This window comes from Streptomyces hawaiiensis, from assembly GCF_004803895.1.
Lineage (GTDB): Bacteria > Actinomycetota > Actinomycetes > Streptomycetales > Streptomycetaceae > Streptomyces > Streptomyces hawaiiensis.
The window spans coordinates 6,273,604-6,288,086 of the sequence record NZ_CP021978.1 but is presented as its reverse complement, the minus strand read 5'-3'; the positions used below and the strand labels follow the sequence as shown (position 1 = coordinate 6,288,086).

General features: G+C 70.2%; 13 protein-coding genes and 1 pseudogene. 4 read left to right on the top strand and 10 right to left on the bottom strand.

Features of this window, described 5'->3' with window-relative positions; translation table 11 throughout:
- Positions 1-47: 47 nt before the first annotated feature.
- The 6 genes from CEB94_RS29155 to rpsB all read right to left on the bottom strand — a co-directional run bounded on the left by CEB94_RS29155 (position 48) and on the right by rpsB (position 5,401).
- Positions 48-497, bottom strand: a complete 450-nt coding sequence (locus CEB94_RS29155) for an SRPBCC family protein (protein ID WP_175434998.1) — start codon at positions 495-497, stop codon at positions 48-50.
- A gap of 119 nt (positions 498-616) precedes the next feature.
- Positions 617-1,768, bottom strand: a complete 1,152-nt coding sequence (locus tag CEB94_RS29150) for a phosphatidate cytidylyltransferase (protein WP_175434997.1) — start codon at positions 1,766-1,768, stop codon at positions 617-619.
- Positions 1,768-2,325 (bottom strand): ribosome recycling factor, encoded by a 558-nt coding sequence (frr, locus tag CEB94_RS29145; RefSeq protein WP_031138209.1) that lies wholly within the window; start codon positions 2,323-2,325, stop codon positions 1,768-1,770. The genes CEB94_RS29150 and frr overlap by 1 nt, the downstream gene beginning before the upstream one ends.
- A gap of 166 nt (positions 2,326-2,491) precedes the next feature.
- The gene (pyrH, locus tag CEB94_RS29140) at positions 2,492-3,247 is read right to left on the bottom strand and encodes a UMP kinase (protein WP_175434996.1); all 756 of its coding nucleotides are present in this window, start codon (positions 3,245-3,247) and stop codon (positions 2,492-2,494) included.
- Positions 3,248-3,431: 184 nt separating this feature from the next.
- On the bottom strand, positions 3,432-4,268 hold the full coding sequence (gene tsf / locus CEB94_RS29135) for a translation elongation factor Ts (protein WP_175434995.1): 837 nt from the start codon (positions 4,266-4,268) through the stop codon (positions 3,432-3,434).
- Between the two features lie 173 nt (positions 4,269-4,441).
- On the bottom strand, positions 4,442-5,401 hold the full coding sequence (gene rpsB, locus CEB94_RS29130; protein WP_175434994.1) for a 30S ribosomal protein S2: 960 nt from the start codon (positions 5,399-5,401) through the stop codon (positions 4,442-4,444).
- A gap of 273 nt (positions 5,402-5,674) precedes the next feature.
- On the opposite strand from rpsB, the gene CEB94_RS29125 reads away from it, so the two are divergent.
- The gene (locus tag CEB94_RS29125; RefSeq protein WP_175434993.1) at positions 5,675-6,265 is read left to right on the top strand and encodes a murein hydrolase activator EnvC family protein; all 591 of its coding nucleotides are present in this window, start codon (positions 5,675-5,677) and stop codon (positions 6,263-6,265) included.
- Positions 6,266-6,370: 105 nt separating this feature from the next.
- Here CEB94_RS29125 and CEB94_RS29120 read toward each other — a convergent pair whose 3' ends face one another.
- The 4 genes and pseudogenes from CEB94_RS29120 to CEB94_RS29105 form a co-directional block, all read right to left on the bottom strand.
- Complete coding sequence (locus CEB94_RS29120) at positions 6,371-6,928, bottom strand: TetR/AcrR family transcriptional regulator (RefSeq protein WP_175437206.1); 558 nt, start codon at positions 6,926-6,928, stop codon at positions 6,371-6,373.
- Between the two features lie 93 nt (positions 6,929-7,021).
- A complete protein-coding gene (whiG, locus tag CEB94_RS29115; protein WP_175434992.1) occupies positions 7,022-7,864 on the bottom strand; it encodes an RNA polymerase sigma factor WhiG in 843 nt (280 codons plus the stop codon).
- A 272-nt stretch (positions 7,865-8,136) separates the two neighbouring features.
- Positions 8,137-9,297 (bottom strand): DNA-processing protein DprA, encoded by a 1,161-nt coding sequence (gene dprA, locus CEB94_RS29110; protein ID WP_175434991.1) that lies wholly within the window; start codon positions 9,295-9,297, stop codon positions 8,137-8,139.
- Positions 9,294-10,214 (bottom strand): annotated as a pseudogene (locus tag CEB94_RS29105) (YifB family Mg chelatase-like AAA ATPase); the annotation flags it as partial. The gene dprA and the pseudogene CEB94_RS29105, both read right to left, overlap by 4 nt.
- A gap of 160 nt (positions 10,215-10,374) precedes the next feature.
- Here CEB94_RS29105 and CEB94_RS29100 point away from each other — a divergent pair.
- From CEB94_RS29100 to CEB94_RS29090, 3 genes are read left to right on the top strand one after another with little or no spacing between them, the layout of a single operon-like run.
- Positions 10,375-11,511 carry a tyrosine-type recombinase/integrase gene (locus CEB94_RS29100; protein ID WP_175434990.1) on the top strand — a complete coding sequence of 379 codons (1,137 nt, stop codon included), beginning with the start codon at positions 10,375-10,377 and terminating at the stop codon, positions 11,509-11,511.
- Entirely contained in the window at positions 11,508-11,840 is a 333-nt protein-coding gene (locus CEB94_RS29095; protein ID WP_175434989.1) for a helix-turn-helix domain-containing protein, read from the top strand. Before CEB94_RS29100 ends, CEB94_RS29095 begins: the two co-directional genes overlap by 4 nt.
- On the top strand, positions 11,837-14,296 hold the full coding sequence (locus tag CEB94_RS29090; protein ID WP_175434988.1) for a hypothetical protein: 2,460 nt from the start codon (positions 11,837-11,839) through the stop codon (positions 14,294-14,296). The genes CEB94_RS29095 and CEB94_RS29090 overlap by 4 nt, the downstream gene beginning before the upstream one ends.
- The last annotated feature ends 187 nt before the right edge of the window (positions 14,297-14,483 follow it).

Below are 14,483 nucleotides of genomic sequence, written 5' to 3'. Positions count from 1 at the left end.
CTCACGGCTGGACCCCCCGTCGTCGGCACCGCAGGGGAGGCTACGCCCTACTCGCCCGTGTGCTCCAGCCGGTCCTTGAGGAGCTGCTCGTTGCGCGGGAGTTCCTTGCGGACCTGGGGGCGTACGACGAGGGGGACCATGACCTTGCCCATGCCGTGGCCCTCGAAGTCGATGTCGATCGTGACGTGGGAGCGGCGGCCCTCGTCATAGGGTTCGACCTCGCCGTGCACCTGCGCCCGCACCGGGCCGTCGACGCCGCGCATGCCCCAGCTGTGCGGCGGGTCGTACTCGGTGACCTCCATGGTCATCGGCATCACGCGGCGGCCGATGTGCCGGGTCACCCGGACCTTGCTGCCGACGCCGACGGGCCCTTCGTCGAGGCGCTCCGCGGACACGGCGCTCAGCTGCCACTCCGGCATGCGCGGAGCGTCCATGACGTACTGGTAGACCTCCTCGGGACGGCGGTCGACGTCGATGCTCTCTCGGATGATGGCCATGATGACCTCCTTTGGGAGATACATCTGAATCGTCCCACCTCAGGCCCCCGGACGTCTCCCCGAGACGTCAGCGAGCTCCCGCCCAGCCGGACGGGAGCTCGCTGACGAAGACGACCTGTTCAGCCGGAGCCGACGAAGAGCACGAGCAGCAGCCACACCACAGGAGCCGTGGGCAGCAGCGAGTCGAGCCGGTCCATGATGCCGCCGTGGCCCGGCAGCAGCGTGCCCATGTCCTTGATGCCGAGGTCCCGCTTGATCATGGACTCGCCGAGGTCGCCGAGCGTGGCCGTGACCGCGACCGCGAGGCCCAGCACCAGGCCCTGCCACCAGGCGCCGTCGTCGATGAGGAACTGCATGCACAGTGCCCCCGCGACCATGGCGAACGAGACCGCCCCGAGCAGGCCCTCGCGGGTCTTGCCGGGGCTGATGCGGGGGGCGAGCTTGTGCCGGCCGAACCGCCAGCCGACGGCGTAGGCCCCGGTGTCGCTGACGACCGTGAGCAGCAGGAAGGTGAGCACCCGCTGCGGTCCGTCGTCCGCGGTCAGCATCATCGCGACGAAGGTCGCCAGGAACGGCACGTAGAACGCCGCGAAGACGCCCGCGGTGACGTCCCTCAGGTAGCCCTCAGGCGGTTCCGTCATGCGCCAGACCAGGACGGCCAGCGCCGTGAGCGCCATGGCCACCCACGCGCCCTCGGCGCCCCGCACGTACCCGGCGACGACCATCGCGGCACCGCCGAGCGCGAGCGGCACGAGGGGCGCCCGGATGCCCTTGCGTTCCTCCAGCCGCTTGGTCAGCTCCCACAGGCCCACCACCACGGCCACCGCGACGACACCGACGAACACGGCCTTGACGACGAACAGCGACGCGACGATCACCGCACCGAGCCCGACACCGACCCCTATCGCGGCACTCAGGTCGCGACCCGCGCTCTTCTTCGGCGGCTTGGGCGCCGGCTGCGAGGGGTCGGGCATGGGCTCCGGATTCGTGTCGTTTCGGACCGGGGCGCCGCTCGGCCGAGCAGCCCCCCGGTCGTCATCCTGGTTTCCGCCGAATTCGGTCACGTCGGGCACGATGGGCATGGGGCGAGTCTGAGGCGCTTCATACGCATCGTATGCGGGACCCGCCGGAGCGGCCCCCGGGACGTGACCCTGGCCGGGGCTGTGGACCTGCCCGTGGCCGGGGCTCTGCACGTGCCCGTGGCCGTGCCCTTGGTCGGTGGGCCCCCAGTACCCGGCCTGTGGCGGCGCCCCCCAGGAAGAGTCGTTCATCAGACCTCGAGCAGCTCCGCTTCCTTGTGCTTCAGGAGCTCGTCCACCTGTGCGACGTACTTCGCGGTGGTGTCGTCGAGCTCCTTCTCCGCACGGCGGCCCTCGTCCTCGCCGACCTCGCCGTCCTTGATCAGCTTGTCGATGGCGTCCTTGGCCTTGCGGCGCACGGAGCGGATGGAGACCTTGGCGTCCTCACCCTTGCTCTTGGCGACCTTGATGTACTCGCGGCGGCGCTCCTCGGTCAGCTCGGGGAACACCACCCGGATGATGTTGCCGTCGTTGCTCGGGTTGACGCCCAGGTCGGAGTCGCGGATGGCCTGCTCGATGTTGCGCAGGGCCGTCTTGTCGAACGGGGTCACCACCGCCATGCGCGGCTCCGGCACGGAGAACGAAGCCAGCTGGTTGATCGGCGTCGGCGCGCCGTAGTAGTCGGCCACGATCTTGTTGAACATCGCCGGGTGCGCACGGCCGGTGCGGATCGCGGCGAAGTCCTCCTTGGCGACCACGACGGCCTTCTCCATCTTCTCCTCGGCCTCGAGGAGGGTCTCTTCGATCACCACTTGCTCCTGCGTGTCTTGAGTAGGCCCGGCTGCGGTTCCATGTGGGGCGGCGGCCGGCTGCGTCGCGTCTTCTTCCTGCACGGTTCCCGACCGACAGGACATTGTCCATCCCCCGGCCCGGCTCCGTCCCGTCCGTCCCCCGGACGGGGTTGTACCCGGGGTGTCAGTCCCGGCTGCCGGGGTCCCCCACCAGCGTGCCGATCTTCTCACCCTTGACGGCACGTCCGATGTTGCCCTCCGCCAGCAGCTCGAAGACCACGATCGGGAGCTTGTTGTCGCGGCACAGCGTCACGGCCGTGGCGTCGGCGACCTTCAGATCGCGCGTGATGACCTCGCCGTAGCCGAGGTGATCGAACTTCACCGCGTCCGGGTTGGTCTTGGGGTCGGAGTCGTAGACCCCGTCCACGCCGTTCTTGCCCATCAGCAGCGCCTCCGCGTCGATCTCCAGGGCGCGCTGGGCCGCGGTGGTGTCGGTGGAGAAGTACGGCATGCCCATCCCGGCGCCGAAGATGACCACACGGCCCTTCTCCAGGTGACGCACGGCGCGCAGCGGGATGTAGGGCTCGGCGACCTGGCCCATGGTGATGGCGGTCTGCACCCGGCAGTCCACGCCCACCTTCTCCAGGAAGTCCTGGAGGGCGAGGCAGTTCATGACCGTGCCGAGCATGCCCATGTAGTCGGAGCGGGCCCGGTCCATGCCGCGCTGCTGCAGTTCGGCACCGCGGAAGAAGTTGCCGCCGCCGATGACGATCGCGATCTCCGCGCCGTCGCGCACGACGGCCGCGATCTCACGGGCGATCTTGTGCACCACGTCGGGGTCGACGCCAAGGCCCCCGCCACCGGAGAAGGCCTCTCCGGACAGCTTCAGCAGAAACCGGCCGCGCACTTTGCCGTCGTCGCTCTTCTGGGCCTTGGTCATGGGGGATCCCGCCTCTTTCACGTGTTGCACATACCAAGAAGGCCATTGCCGGTGGGGCGGGTTTCGCATCCCATACGGCAATGGCCTCCTCGTCAGATCTGCTGTCGTCCGCCACTTATGTGACGGCGTACGCGGACGACTGCTGTCGACCCTATCGGGGTCGGGCGTCGAGCGCGGTACGGACTCAGATGCCGACCTTGATGCGCGTGAAGCGCTTCAGGGTGACACCGGCCTCGTCCAGGACCTTCTGGACGGACTTCTTGTTGTCGAGCGCGTACGGCTGGCCGAGCAGCGTGGCGTCCTTGAAGAAGCCGTTGAGGCGACCCTCGACGATCTTCGGCAGGGCGGCCTCGGGCTTGCCCTCGGCGCGGGTGGTCTCCTCGGCGACGCGGCGCTCGGACTCGACGACGTCGGCCGGCACGTCCTCCTTGGAGAGGTACTTCGGCGCGAAGGCGGCGATGTGCTGGGCGACGCCCTTGGCGATCTCCGCGTTCGGCTTGTCCAGCTCGACGAGGACACCGATCTGCGGGGGGAGGTCGGGCATCGTGCGGTGCATGTACGCCGTCACGTAGCCGTCGGCGAACTGCGCGAAGCGGTCCAGGACGATCTTCTCGCCCAGGTTGGCGTTGGCCTCGTCGACGAACGCCTGGACCGTCTTGCCGGCCTCGATCTCGGAGGCGAGCAGGGCCTCGAGGTCGGCCGGGGAGGTCTTGGCGACGTGCTCGGCGATGGTGTTGGCCGCGGCCTGGAACTTGTCACCCTTGGCGACGAAGTCCGTCTCGCACTTCAGCTCGACCAGGACACCGGAGGCGTTGTCGTCGGCGATGATCGAGACGACGGCACCGTTCTCGGCGGAACGGCCCTCGCGCTTGGCGACGCCCTTCTGGCCCTTGATGCGGAGTGCCTCGACGGCCTTCTCGACGTTGCCCTCGGCCTCGTCCAGCGCCTTCTTGCAGTCCATCATGCCGGCGCCCGTGAGCTCACGGAGCTTCTTGACGTCGGCGGCGGTGTAGTTCGCCATGAGTCTGTGAATCTCTCTCGAAGTCTGGAAGATCGAAGATCTGCGGATGCGCCCCATGGAGCCGGAAGGCGCGTCCTTGCGCTGACCTACGGGTCAACGGCGGGAGCGGACTCCACCGCGCCGAAGGCGCTGGTGGATACGGGCCGCTCCCGCCGTCAACTCGGACTGACGGGTCAGGCCTGCTCGGCCTCGGCCGGCTTCTCGTCCTCGGCCGGCTTCTCGGCTTCGGCGGCGGGGGCCTCGGCGGCCGGAGCAGCCTCGTCGGCGGGGGCGGCCTCAGCGGCCGGGGCAGCCTCGTCGGCCGGAGCGGCCTCAGCAGCCGGGGCGGCCTCAGCGGCCGGAGCAGCCTCGTCGGTCTTCTTCTCGCCCTCGAGCAGGTCGCGCTCCCACGCGGCCAGCGGCTCGCCCGCGGCCTTGTCGCCCTTGCCCTCGGTGGCGACACCGGAGCGGGAGATGAGGCCCTCGGCGACCGCGTCCGCGATCACACGGGTGAGCAGGGTGACGGAGCGGATCGCGTCGTCGTTGCCCGGGATCTTGTAGTCGACCTCGTCGGGGTCGCAGTTGGTGTCGAGGATCGCGACGACCGGGATGTTCAGCTTCCGGGCCTCACCAACGGCGATGTGCTCCTTCTTGGTGTCCACGATCCAGACGGCGCTGGGCACCTTCTGCATCTCGCGGATACCGCCGAGGGTCTTCTCCAGCTTGGCCTTCTCGCGCGAGAGCACGAGAAGCTCCTTCTTGGTCAGACCGGACGCGGCGACGTCCTCGAAGTCGATCTGCTCGAGCTCCTTGAGGCGCTGCAGACGCTTGTAGACGGTCGAGAAGTTGGTGAGCATGCCGCCCAGCCAGCGCTGGTTGACGAAGGGCATGCCGACGCGGGTGGCCTGCTCGGCGATGGCCTCCTGCGCCTGCTTCTTCGTGCCGACGAACATGACCGTGCCGCCGTGGGCGACGGTCTCCTTGACGAACTCGTAGGCGCGGTCGATGTACGACAGCGACTGGAGCAGGTCGATGATGTAGATGCCGTTGCGCTCCGTGAAGATGAAGCGCTTCATCTTCGGGTTCCAACGACGGGTCTGGTGACCGAAGTGGACGCCGCTCTCCAGCAGCTCCCGCATCGTGACGACGGCCATGGCCGTATCTCCTTGAATTTCTCGGTTGTGCCGCGGATGCCGGACGGCTTCCGCGCCTGACGCCCACTGCGCGCCGTTCCACGAGGGACCGAGGGGCGCTGATACGGGCCCGTTGCCGGGGTTCATATCGGGGCGTGCGAAGTCGACCCGATGACTCGGGTCGCCATCAGAAGTGTACGGGACCCGCGGGGTGCCGGATGACGCCGTTGTCCACAACCGGGCACCCGTCCACAGCCGCGAGCGGCGACACCGGCGTTCCGGGACGCTTTCCGCATGCGAGCGAACCGATGTGTGCGTGTCTGTGCGCGCCTGATCCTGCTGGTGATCGTCACGGCGACGGCCCTGCTGGCCCCTCCCCCACCCCTGTTCGCGGCGGGTACGCCCCTTGCGGACGCCGCCGTCCCGGCGATCGGCCGCACCTGGCCCGTCGGCTTACGTCCCCGGGTCCTGCGGGGCTGGGAGCCCCCGGCCACGGCCTACGGCCCGGGCCACCGGGGCGTGGACCTGGCGGCGCCCACGGGCACACCGGTTCGAGCGGTGGCCGCGGGCCGGGTCTCCTTCGCGGGCCGGGTGGCCGGCAAGGGGGTCGTCTCGGTGGACCTCACGGGGACGGGCGATCCCCCCTTGCGCACGACGTACGAACCGGTGACGGCAACGGTCGAGAAGGGTGCGGAGGTGGAGCCGGGCGAGGTGATCGGCACCGTGGACGCGAGCGGCTCCCACTGCACGGCGGCCACGTGCGTCCACTGGGGGCTGCGCCGCGGCGAGGAGTACATGAACCCGCTGTCGCTCCTGCCGCCCTGGCTCCTGCACAGGGGCCCGTCGAGGCTGCTTCCGGTACGGGGCACCCAGCTGCCCCACTGAGGGCGAGCCACCCCCTGACCTCAGCCCCGGCGCCGTCAGCCCCGCACAGTCCTGGGCACCCAGCCGCCCCCTGAGGGCGAGCCACCCGGCCCGGCTCCGGCGCCGTCAGCCCCGCACACCCCGCAGAGCCATGGAAACCGCCGCATCGACGATGGCGGCCGGCTCCTCCGCCGCCCCCAGCTCGATCCTCCGCACGGCCGCGTCCACCACCCCCTGCAACAACATCGCCGCCAGCCGGGGCTGCTCGTGGCCCAGCTCGCCCAGCGCCTCGACGATCATCGCGACCAGCCCGCCGTGCGCCGCCCGGATCTTCTCCCGCGCCCCCGCATCGAGCTCACTGGCGGAGATCGCGACCACGGCCCGGTGCCGCCGGTCCCCGACCAGCTCCAGCTGCTGCCGCACATACGCCTCGACCTTGGCCTCGGCCGTCTCGGCCCGCTCCATCGCCGCCGACACGTCCGCCGCCCAGACCGGGAAGTCGACCTCGCACAGCTCCTCGACCACGGCCGCCCGTGACCGGAAGTACTCGTAGACGGACGATCGCGCGAGGCCCGTCCGCTCGGCGAGGGCCGGGAAGGTCAGCGCCTCCGTACCGCCCTCGGACAACAAGGAACGAGCCGCGTCCAGCAGGGCGGCTCGCTGCATCGACCGGTGCTCGGCCACGGAGGCCGCTCGAATCCTTGGCACGTCAACACTCTACGGACGCCTCCCGCCGGACGGGAGTGCCTGTTGCCGGCCCGATCACATCCGGCCAGGTCAGCGGCCGAAGCTCGCCAGTTTCGCTCTCAGTTGCAGCACCGACTTGGTGTGGATCTGGCTGACGCGGCTCTCGGTCACACCCAGCACGTTCCCGATCTCGGCCAGGGTGAGGCCCTCGTAGTAGTACAGCGTGACCACGGTCTTCTCCCGGTCGGGCAGCGTGTTGATCGCCCGCGCCAGGAACCTCCGCAGCTCCCGGTCCTCGGCGACCTCGACGGGGTTGTCGGCGGCGGTGTCCTCCAGCGTGTCCATGACGCTGAGCCCGTCGCCGCCCTCACCGCTCCCGTGCAGCAGCTCCTCCAGGGCCACCACGTTGGCCAGCGACAACTGGCTGAACACCGCGTGGAGTTCCTCGACGGCGATGCCCATCTCGGAGGCCACCTCGCCCTCGGTCGGGGTCCGCCGCAGCCGTGCCTCCAGCGTGGCGTACGCACGCTCCACGTTGCGCGCCTTCTGCCGCACCGAGCGGGGGATCCAGTCCAGGGCCCGCAGTTCGTCGATCATCGCGCCGCGGATCCGGGTGATCGCGTACGTCTCGAACTTGATCTCGCGGCCGATGTCGAACTTCTCGATCGCGTCGATCAGCCCGAACACCCCGGACGAGACGAAGTCCGCCTGCTCGACGTTGGACGGCAGTCCCACGCTGACCCGTCCCGCGACGTACTTCACCAGCGGCGAGTAGTGCAGGATCAGCTGCTCACGCAGCCGCTCGTCCCCCGTCGCCTTGTACGACCGCCACAACTCGTCGAGTGTCGAGGGAGCGGGCGGCCGCACGCTGCCACCGTCACGGGCGGCTGGGGGGATCGCCGCCCGGTCGGACCCGGAGGTGTGCTGGGGCATTCGTCGCCTTGTGCCGTTCTGCTGCGCAGTGGTGCTGCTGGGGTGAGCTGTCTGTCTGATGTCGAGTTGCCTGTCCGTGTCGGGATCCACGTGAGCGTAGCGTGACTGCGGTGTCGCGGTGCGCGAAGGGCGGAGGCCGAGGCGGGCGCAGAGATGTTCCGGAGGACGTCCCTCCAGGGCGTCGCGGTCGCTCGGTGTGATCACCCAAGGGCCCCAACTGGGCGCATTTCCAAGGGATGTCGGGGTTCCCCCGGACGGCCGAACACAGACGGTCAACTCAGCCCGCGACCATCGCGGACCGACATCACCGCCTGGCGTGTCAACTTCCAGCCGTCGCCGTGTCGTTCGACGTAACCGAGTGCTCGGAGTTCGTACAGTCTCGCGATCGCGTCGTCCTGTGCGGTCTGTGCGGAGCGCGCGATCTCGTCCGGCCGGGCCACCCCGCGTCCGGGCAGTGCGGCGAGCACCTGCCGGGTGGCTGGTTCCAGCAGGTCCCGGGGCAGGACGGGGCCCCGCCGGTCGGGGGCCAGCTCTCCGATGTCACCGACCAGTTCGACGACGTCCGTGACGTCGGTGACCAGGGTGGCCTCTGCGCGCAGCAGATCGTGCACTCCGGCGGAGAGCCCGCTGGTGGCCGGGCCCGGCACGCCCATCGTGTGCCGGCCGAGGCGCTGGGCCGCCCGTGCGGTGACCAGGGAGCCGCTGCGGTGGGCGGCCTCGACGACCACCGTGCCGCGGGTGAGGGCGGCGATCACTCTGTTCCGCAGGATGAACCGGCTCGGCGTCGGATGATCGCCGGGTGGCAACTCGCCGATCACCAGCCCCTGTTCGGCGATTCTGCTGATCAGCCGGGTGTGGCCGCGGGGGTAGGGCCGGTCGACGCCGCAGGCGAGGACGGCGACGGTGGCGCCGCCGGCTCCGAGCGCTCCGCGATGGGCGGCGCCGTCGACTCCGTAGGCGCCGCCGGAGACCACGACCCAGCCCTGCTCGGCGAGACCGGCGGCGAGGGTCGCGGCCATATGGGCCCCGTACTCGGTGCAGGCCCGGGCGCCGACCACGGCGACCGACTTCAGCGCCCACATCCGCAGGCTGGGCCGCCCGCGCACCCACAGCCCCAGGGGCCGGGCATCCCCCAGATCGTCGAGCTGCCCCGGCCACTCCACGCCCCCGGGAGACACGAACCGCACGCCGGCGTCCCGGGCTGCCTCCAGGTCCCGACGCGGCCGGGCGGCCTGCGCCCTGGCCACCAGCCCGGCCCACCGCTTCCCGCTCACCCCTGGCAGCGCAACCCCGCCCTCCCCCAGCCGCCGTACCACTGCCCCGACGCCGAGCTCCCGAACCCAGCGCCCGCCGACTTCGTCACCGGGCTCGATGACACGAGTCAGCAGGATGCGGCCGAGCAGCTCGTCGTCAGGTTCGTCGCCGGCGCTCATGTCAGTGCCCCGATGGCCATGGGGACGCCTCGCGGCACACCGGTGCGCAGCTGGAGCGCGAGGGCGACGTCCGTGGCGTCGGGCCGGTCGTGGCCGACGAGGTCGGCGAGGGTCCAGGCCACGCGCAGGACGCGATCGAGGCCGCGGGCGGTCAGGACGCCCCGCTCCAGGTTCCGCTCGGCCTCGTCCATCGCGCCGGGCACGGCGTACCAGCGGCTGCGCAGCTCACGGCCGGGCACCTCGCTGTTCGTGCACCAGGGGGTGCCGGCAAGGCGCCCCGCGGCCCGTTCCCGGGCCGCCCGGACCCGGTCGGCGACGGTCGCGGTCGATTCGCCCCTGGCGCCGGAGGCGGTCAGTTCGGTGCGGGTGACGCGGTCCACCTCGACGCGCAGGTCGACCCGGTCCAGGAGCGGGCCGGAGAGCCTGGCCTGGTAGCGGCGGATGACCGAGGGCGGGCACTCGCACAGGTCGTCGCGCTGCGAGAACCGGCCGCAGGGGCAGGGGTTGGCCGCGAGCACCATGAGGAACTTCGCCGGGAAACGCACGACTCCCGCGCTGCGCGCGATCACGACATGCCCCGCCTCCAGCGGCTGCCGCAGCGCGTCCAGAGCCCGGCTGCTGAATTCCGGCGTCTCGTCCAGGAACAACACCCCGCGATGAGACAGCGACACCGCGCCGGGCCGCGCGATACCCGGGCCGCCGCCCACGAGTGCCTGCATGGTGGCCGAGTGGTGCGGGGCGCAGTAGGGGGCGACATCGATCAGCGGCTTGCCCGGGGGCAGCAGGCCCGCCACCGAGTGGACCGCGGTGACCTCGAGCGACTCCTGCCGGCCGAGGCGGGGCAGGATGGCCGGCAGCCGCTCGGCGAGCATCGTCTTGCCGGCGCCGGGCGGGCCTTCGAGGAAGAGGTGGTGCCCGAACTGCGCGGTATTGCACCTGATGCACGATCCGAAGGGGCCTCAGGCCGCTGATCTCGGACAACGCTCGACCACCTCCATACCGTACATCAACTCTGTGACCTGGCAGTTTGCTAGAGAGTTCCCGCCTACTGCAAGATTCGCGCATTGAACGGGAAGGATGTGTGGGGTGTCGAACGGCGTAAGACCGCCCATAACGGGGGCGGCCCGGCTGGAGTTGGTGGACGGGGTTGCCCTACTGCATCCCGAAGACGCGGTCTTCGAGGCGATGCTCAGCGGGTTCGCCAAGCAGCAGCGGGGCGGCCGTCGGCTCGACAAAAAGACGGTCAAGGGCCGTGACGGGCAGCTTCGCCGTTTCGCGCTGTTCACGAACGAGTACCCGTGGAACTGGACGGCCTCGCACATGGACGAGTGGATGATGTCCCTGATCAGCGAGAAAGGGCTGGCCCACTCGACGCTGCGGTCCTACCAGCTGACGGTGCGGCTGTTCTGCGACTTCCTGATTAGCCCGGCCTACGAGTGGGCGGACGAGTGCGAGAAGCGGTTCGGCACGCACCCGGTGCAGATCTGCCACGAGTGGAACACCGTCCAGCACCTGACCGACTACGAGGGCCGGGCCGAGAGGCGGCCGTTCACCCGGGAGGAACTGCAGAAGTTCCTCGACTACTGCGACGACCGGATCGACGTCGCGGCCCGCAGCCGCCGCAAGGGTGCTCTGGCGGCCTACCGCGACGCGACGCTGTTCAAGGTGCTCTACGGCTGGGGCCTGCGCCGGAACGAGGGCTGCAAGCTCGACCTGGTGGACTTCCACCGCAACGCGGCGGCGCCCGAGCTGGGCCGGTACGGGATGCTCCAGGTCCGCTGGGGCAAGGCGACGAAGGGCTCGCCGCCGCGGCGTCGGAACGTCGCCAGCGTGATGCCGTGGGCGGTGGAGGCTGTCGAGGACTACGTGGTCAACATCCGGCCGCGGTTCGGCGTCCCGGACCACCCGGCCCTGTGGTTGACCGAACGCGGGGGCCGCCTTCAGCCGCGCGAGGTCAACGACCGCTTCACCACCTACCGCGACGCGATCGGTCTGCCGCCGGAGCTGACCCCGCACTCGCTTCGCCACAGCCACGTCACGCACCAGATTGAGGACGGTGTCGACCCGAAGTTCGTACAGGATCAGGTCGGTCACCGCTACGCCAGCACGACCGCCATCTACACGGCGGTCAGCGGCGACTTCATGAACACAATGATGCGCAAGGCCCTGGACCGGGCCTTCGAACGGGACGCGGACATGGGAGGCACCGGATGACGGCCAAGCTGGACTACACCTGGCGGCTGCGCGAAATCATGGCCGAGCAGGGCATGTTCACCACTGCCGCCTTGCAGCCGCTGCTGGCCGAACGCGGAGTGACGCTGTCCACCAGTCAGGTCTACCGGCTGGTGACGGAGAAGCCGGAACGTCTCAGCCTGAAGGTACTGATGGCCCTGCTCGACATCTTCGGCTGCCCCATGGACGACCTGATCAAGCCGACCGCCTCCGCTAGGGCCACCCGCAGCAAGCGCACGGCCGACGGCACCGAAGCGGGCATCGGCACGCTTCGCCCGCCGCGGGCACGGATCACCGGGCCGGAGAAATGACCTCTGCACCTGCTGTTCCGCTTCCTGAACCGGACGACATCGTGGTCTCCGTCGTGGCCGGCGTCGAGCCGGACCTGACCGAGAAAGTCGTACGCCAGGCGGTCGCCGACGCGGCGGCTTCCCGGGCCAAGCGCCGCCGCCTGGCCCGCGCTCTCACCGACGACCCGGACCTGCTGACCTCCGGCCGCCCCGAGGGCCCACCCGTGGTCGGTGACTTCATCCGGTCCTTGCTCGCCCACGGCTCCCGCCGGGCCGTCCTGCCGAAGTGCGCCGACTGCGGAAGCGTGAAGAAGCTGACCAGTCTGCGGGCCGACGGCAAGCGCGTCTGCGGTCCATGCGCCCACAACACCCGTGCCGCGTCGCTGAGTTGCGTCGAGTGCTCCCGACCGGCTCGGATCTACCGCCGCACCCGCACCGGTGAGGTGATCTGCCGCGACTGCTTCCAGATGCCCGACGGCGACCCGGTCGCCCTGATCAGCGCGGCCGTCACCGCCGTCGCCCCGGACGCCGATCCTGCGACTGTCCGCCGGGCCGTCGAGTCGGTCGTCCCGGTCGGCAACGTCTACCTGATGTTCCGGCTGCTCTGGGAGATCGAGGACACCCCAGGCATGCTGACCGGCGAGGGCGCCAAGGGGTCCGCGCGGGCCGCCCGGCTGATCACCGCGCTAACCGACGCAGGTATCGCCGTCACCGCTCCGGCCTGCCACGGCTGCGGCGAGGTCCGGCCGCTCACCCACGTGTTCGACGGCCATCGCTGCTGCCTGCTGTGTTACCGCAAGGCCAACTCCGCGGCCTGCGGGCACTGCGGCAAGGAGAGGCCCGTCGCGACCCGCCGCCCGGACGGGACCCCGCTGTGTTCGGCTTGCACGCGCCACGAGGCCGACCATCTGATCATCTGCGTCCTCTGCGACCGGGTCCGCCCCGTCGGACGACGCACCGAGGACGGGCCGCTCTGCCGCGCATGCTTCCGGCCGACCCTGCGGACCTGCTCGTTCTGCGGCAAGGGGCCCCGCCGCTGTTACCGGGCGGCGACCGGGATGCCCCGCTGCGACACCTGCTCACGCACCCGCCGGACCTGCGTGGGCTGCGGGAAGAACAAGTACGCCGCTGCCCGGACCGAGGACGGCCATCTCTGCGAGACCTGCTGGCAAAGGAATCCGATCTCCTTCAACCCCTGCCGGCTCTGCGGCACGATCGAGTATCTGCACAGTTACGGCCGCTGCCACAGCTGCGTCCGTGACCAGCTGGTCCGCGACGCCCTCTCCCGCGACGGCGCCATGCCCCCCCGCCTCCAGCCGGTCCACGACGTCCTGATCGCCAGCGGAGCCATGGCCGGGTTGAAGTTGCTGGCCAAGCCCAGTACCCGCACGATCCTCTACGCGCTCGTGGACGGCACCTGCCCACTCACCCACGAGGGCCTGGACGCGCTCCTGCCAAACAAGTCCGTGGCCTTCCTACGGGCCGCCCTGGTCACCGCCGGCGCCCTGCCCGCACGCGACGAACGGTTCGCGGCCCTGGAACAGTGGATCGCCTCGACGACCGAGGCGGTCACCGACGACAGCGAACGCAAGCTCGTCCGGCGCTTCGCGACCTGGCACCACCTGCGGCGCCTTCGACGCGAAGCCACGAAGCATCCGGTCACCGCGACCCAGACGACGGCGGTCCGGGCCAGCATCCGCGGCGCCGTCGCCCTGCTGGTCTGGCTTCGCGAGCACGGCACTGAACTCGGGCTCTGCAGCCAGGTTCACCTGGACGAGTGGATCGACAGCGGGTCCACGACCCGCTATGACGCCCGCGGATTCGTCGAGTGGTGCCGCAAGAACCGGCACATCGGCAAGGGCCTGGAGATCGCGGCCCGCGAGAAGCTGAGCCACGTCCGGCCCACGGACGAGGACGAACGCTGGGCGCTCAGCCGTCGCCTGATGCACGACGACGGCCTCGCCATCGAGGACCGTTTCGCTGGGCTCCTCGTCTTGCTCTACGCCCAGCCCCTCACCACGGTCTCCCAGCTGCCGGTCACGGCGGTGATCGTCGCGGACTCGCAGACGTCGCTGATGCTGGGCGACAGTCCCCTGCTGCTGCCTGATCCATTGGACAAGCTCGCCCGGCAGCTTCTCGCTCGGCGACGCGGGCACGTCACTATCGGTGCTTCGTCAGACTCGCCTTGGCTCTTCCCCGGAGCCTTCGCGGGCCAGCCCCTCAGCAACGAACACCTGGGCACCCGGCTCAAGCGGATGGGCATCTACTCACGTCCGGGCCGGACCTCCGCGCTGATGGGGCTCTCCACACAGCTGCCGGCGGCAGTTCTCACTGAGCTCCTGGGCATCAGCCCCGAGACCGCCACCGCCTGGACCCAGGAAGGAGGCAACTGGGCACGTTACGCGGCCGAGCTTCCAGGTCGACCGCGCCCCGCATCCCCACAGCCCGGCCCTGGGTGTCTGCGCAACCCGGACTGACGATCCTGCTGGCTCATTCGGTCATGAGGCGGGGGAGAGACCGACGCCGGCAACGTGGTTGACGCCGCTGCGGTCGAGCGGGTGGCCGTTCCATCCTGCGGTCGAGGTCCAACGAGCAGCCAGCCCCGCTCGGCACGGAATAAGCCAGCAGGATCGTCACCGACCGCAAACGTCGGCATCAGCGCGG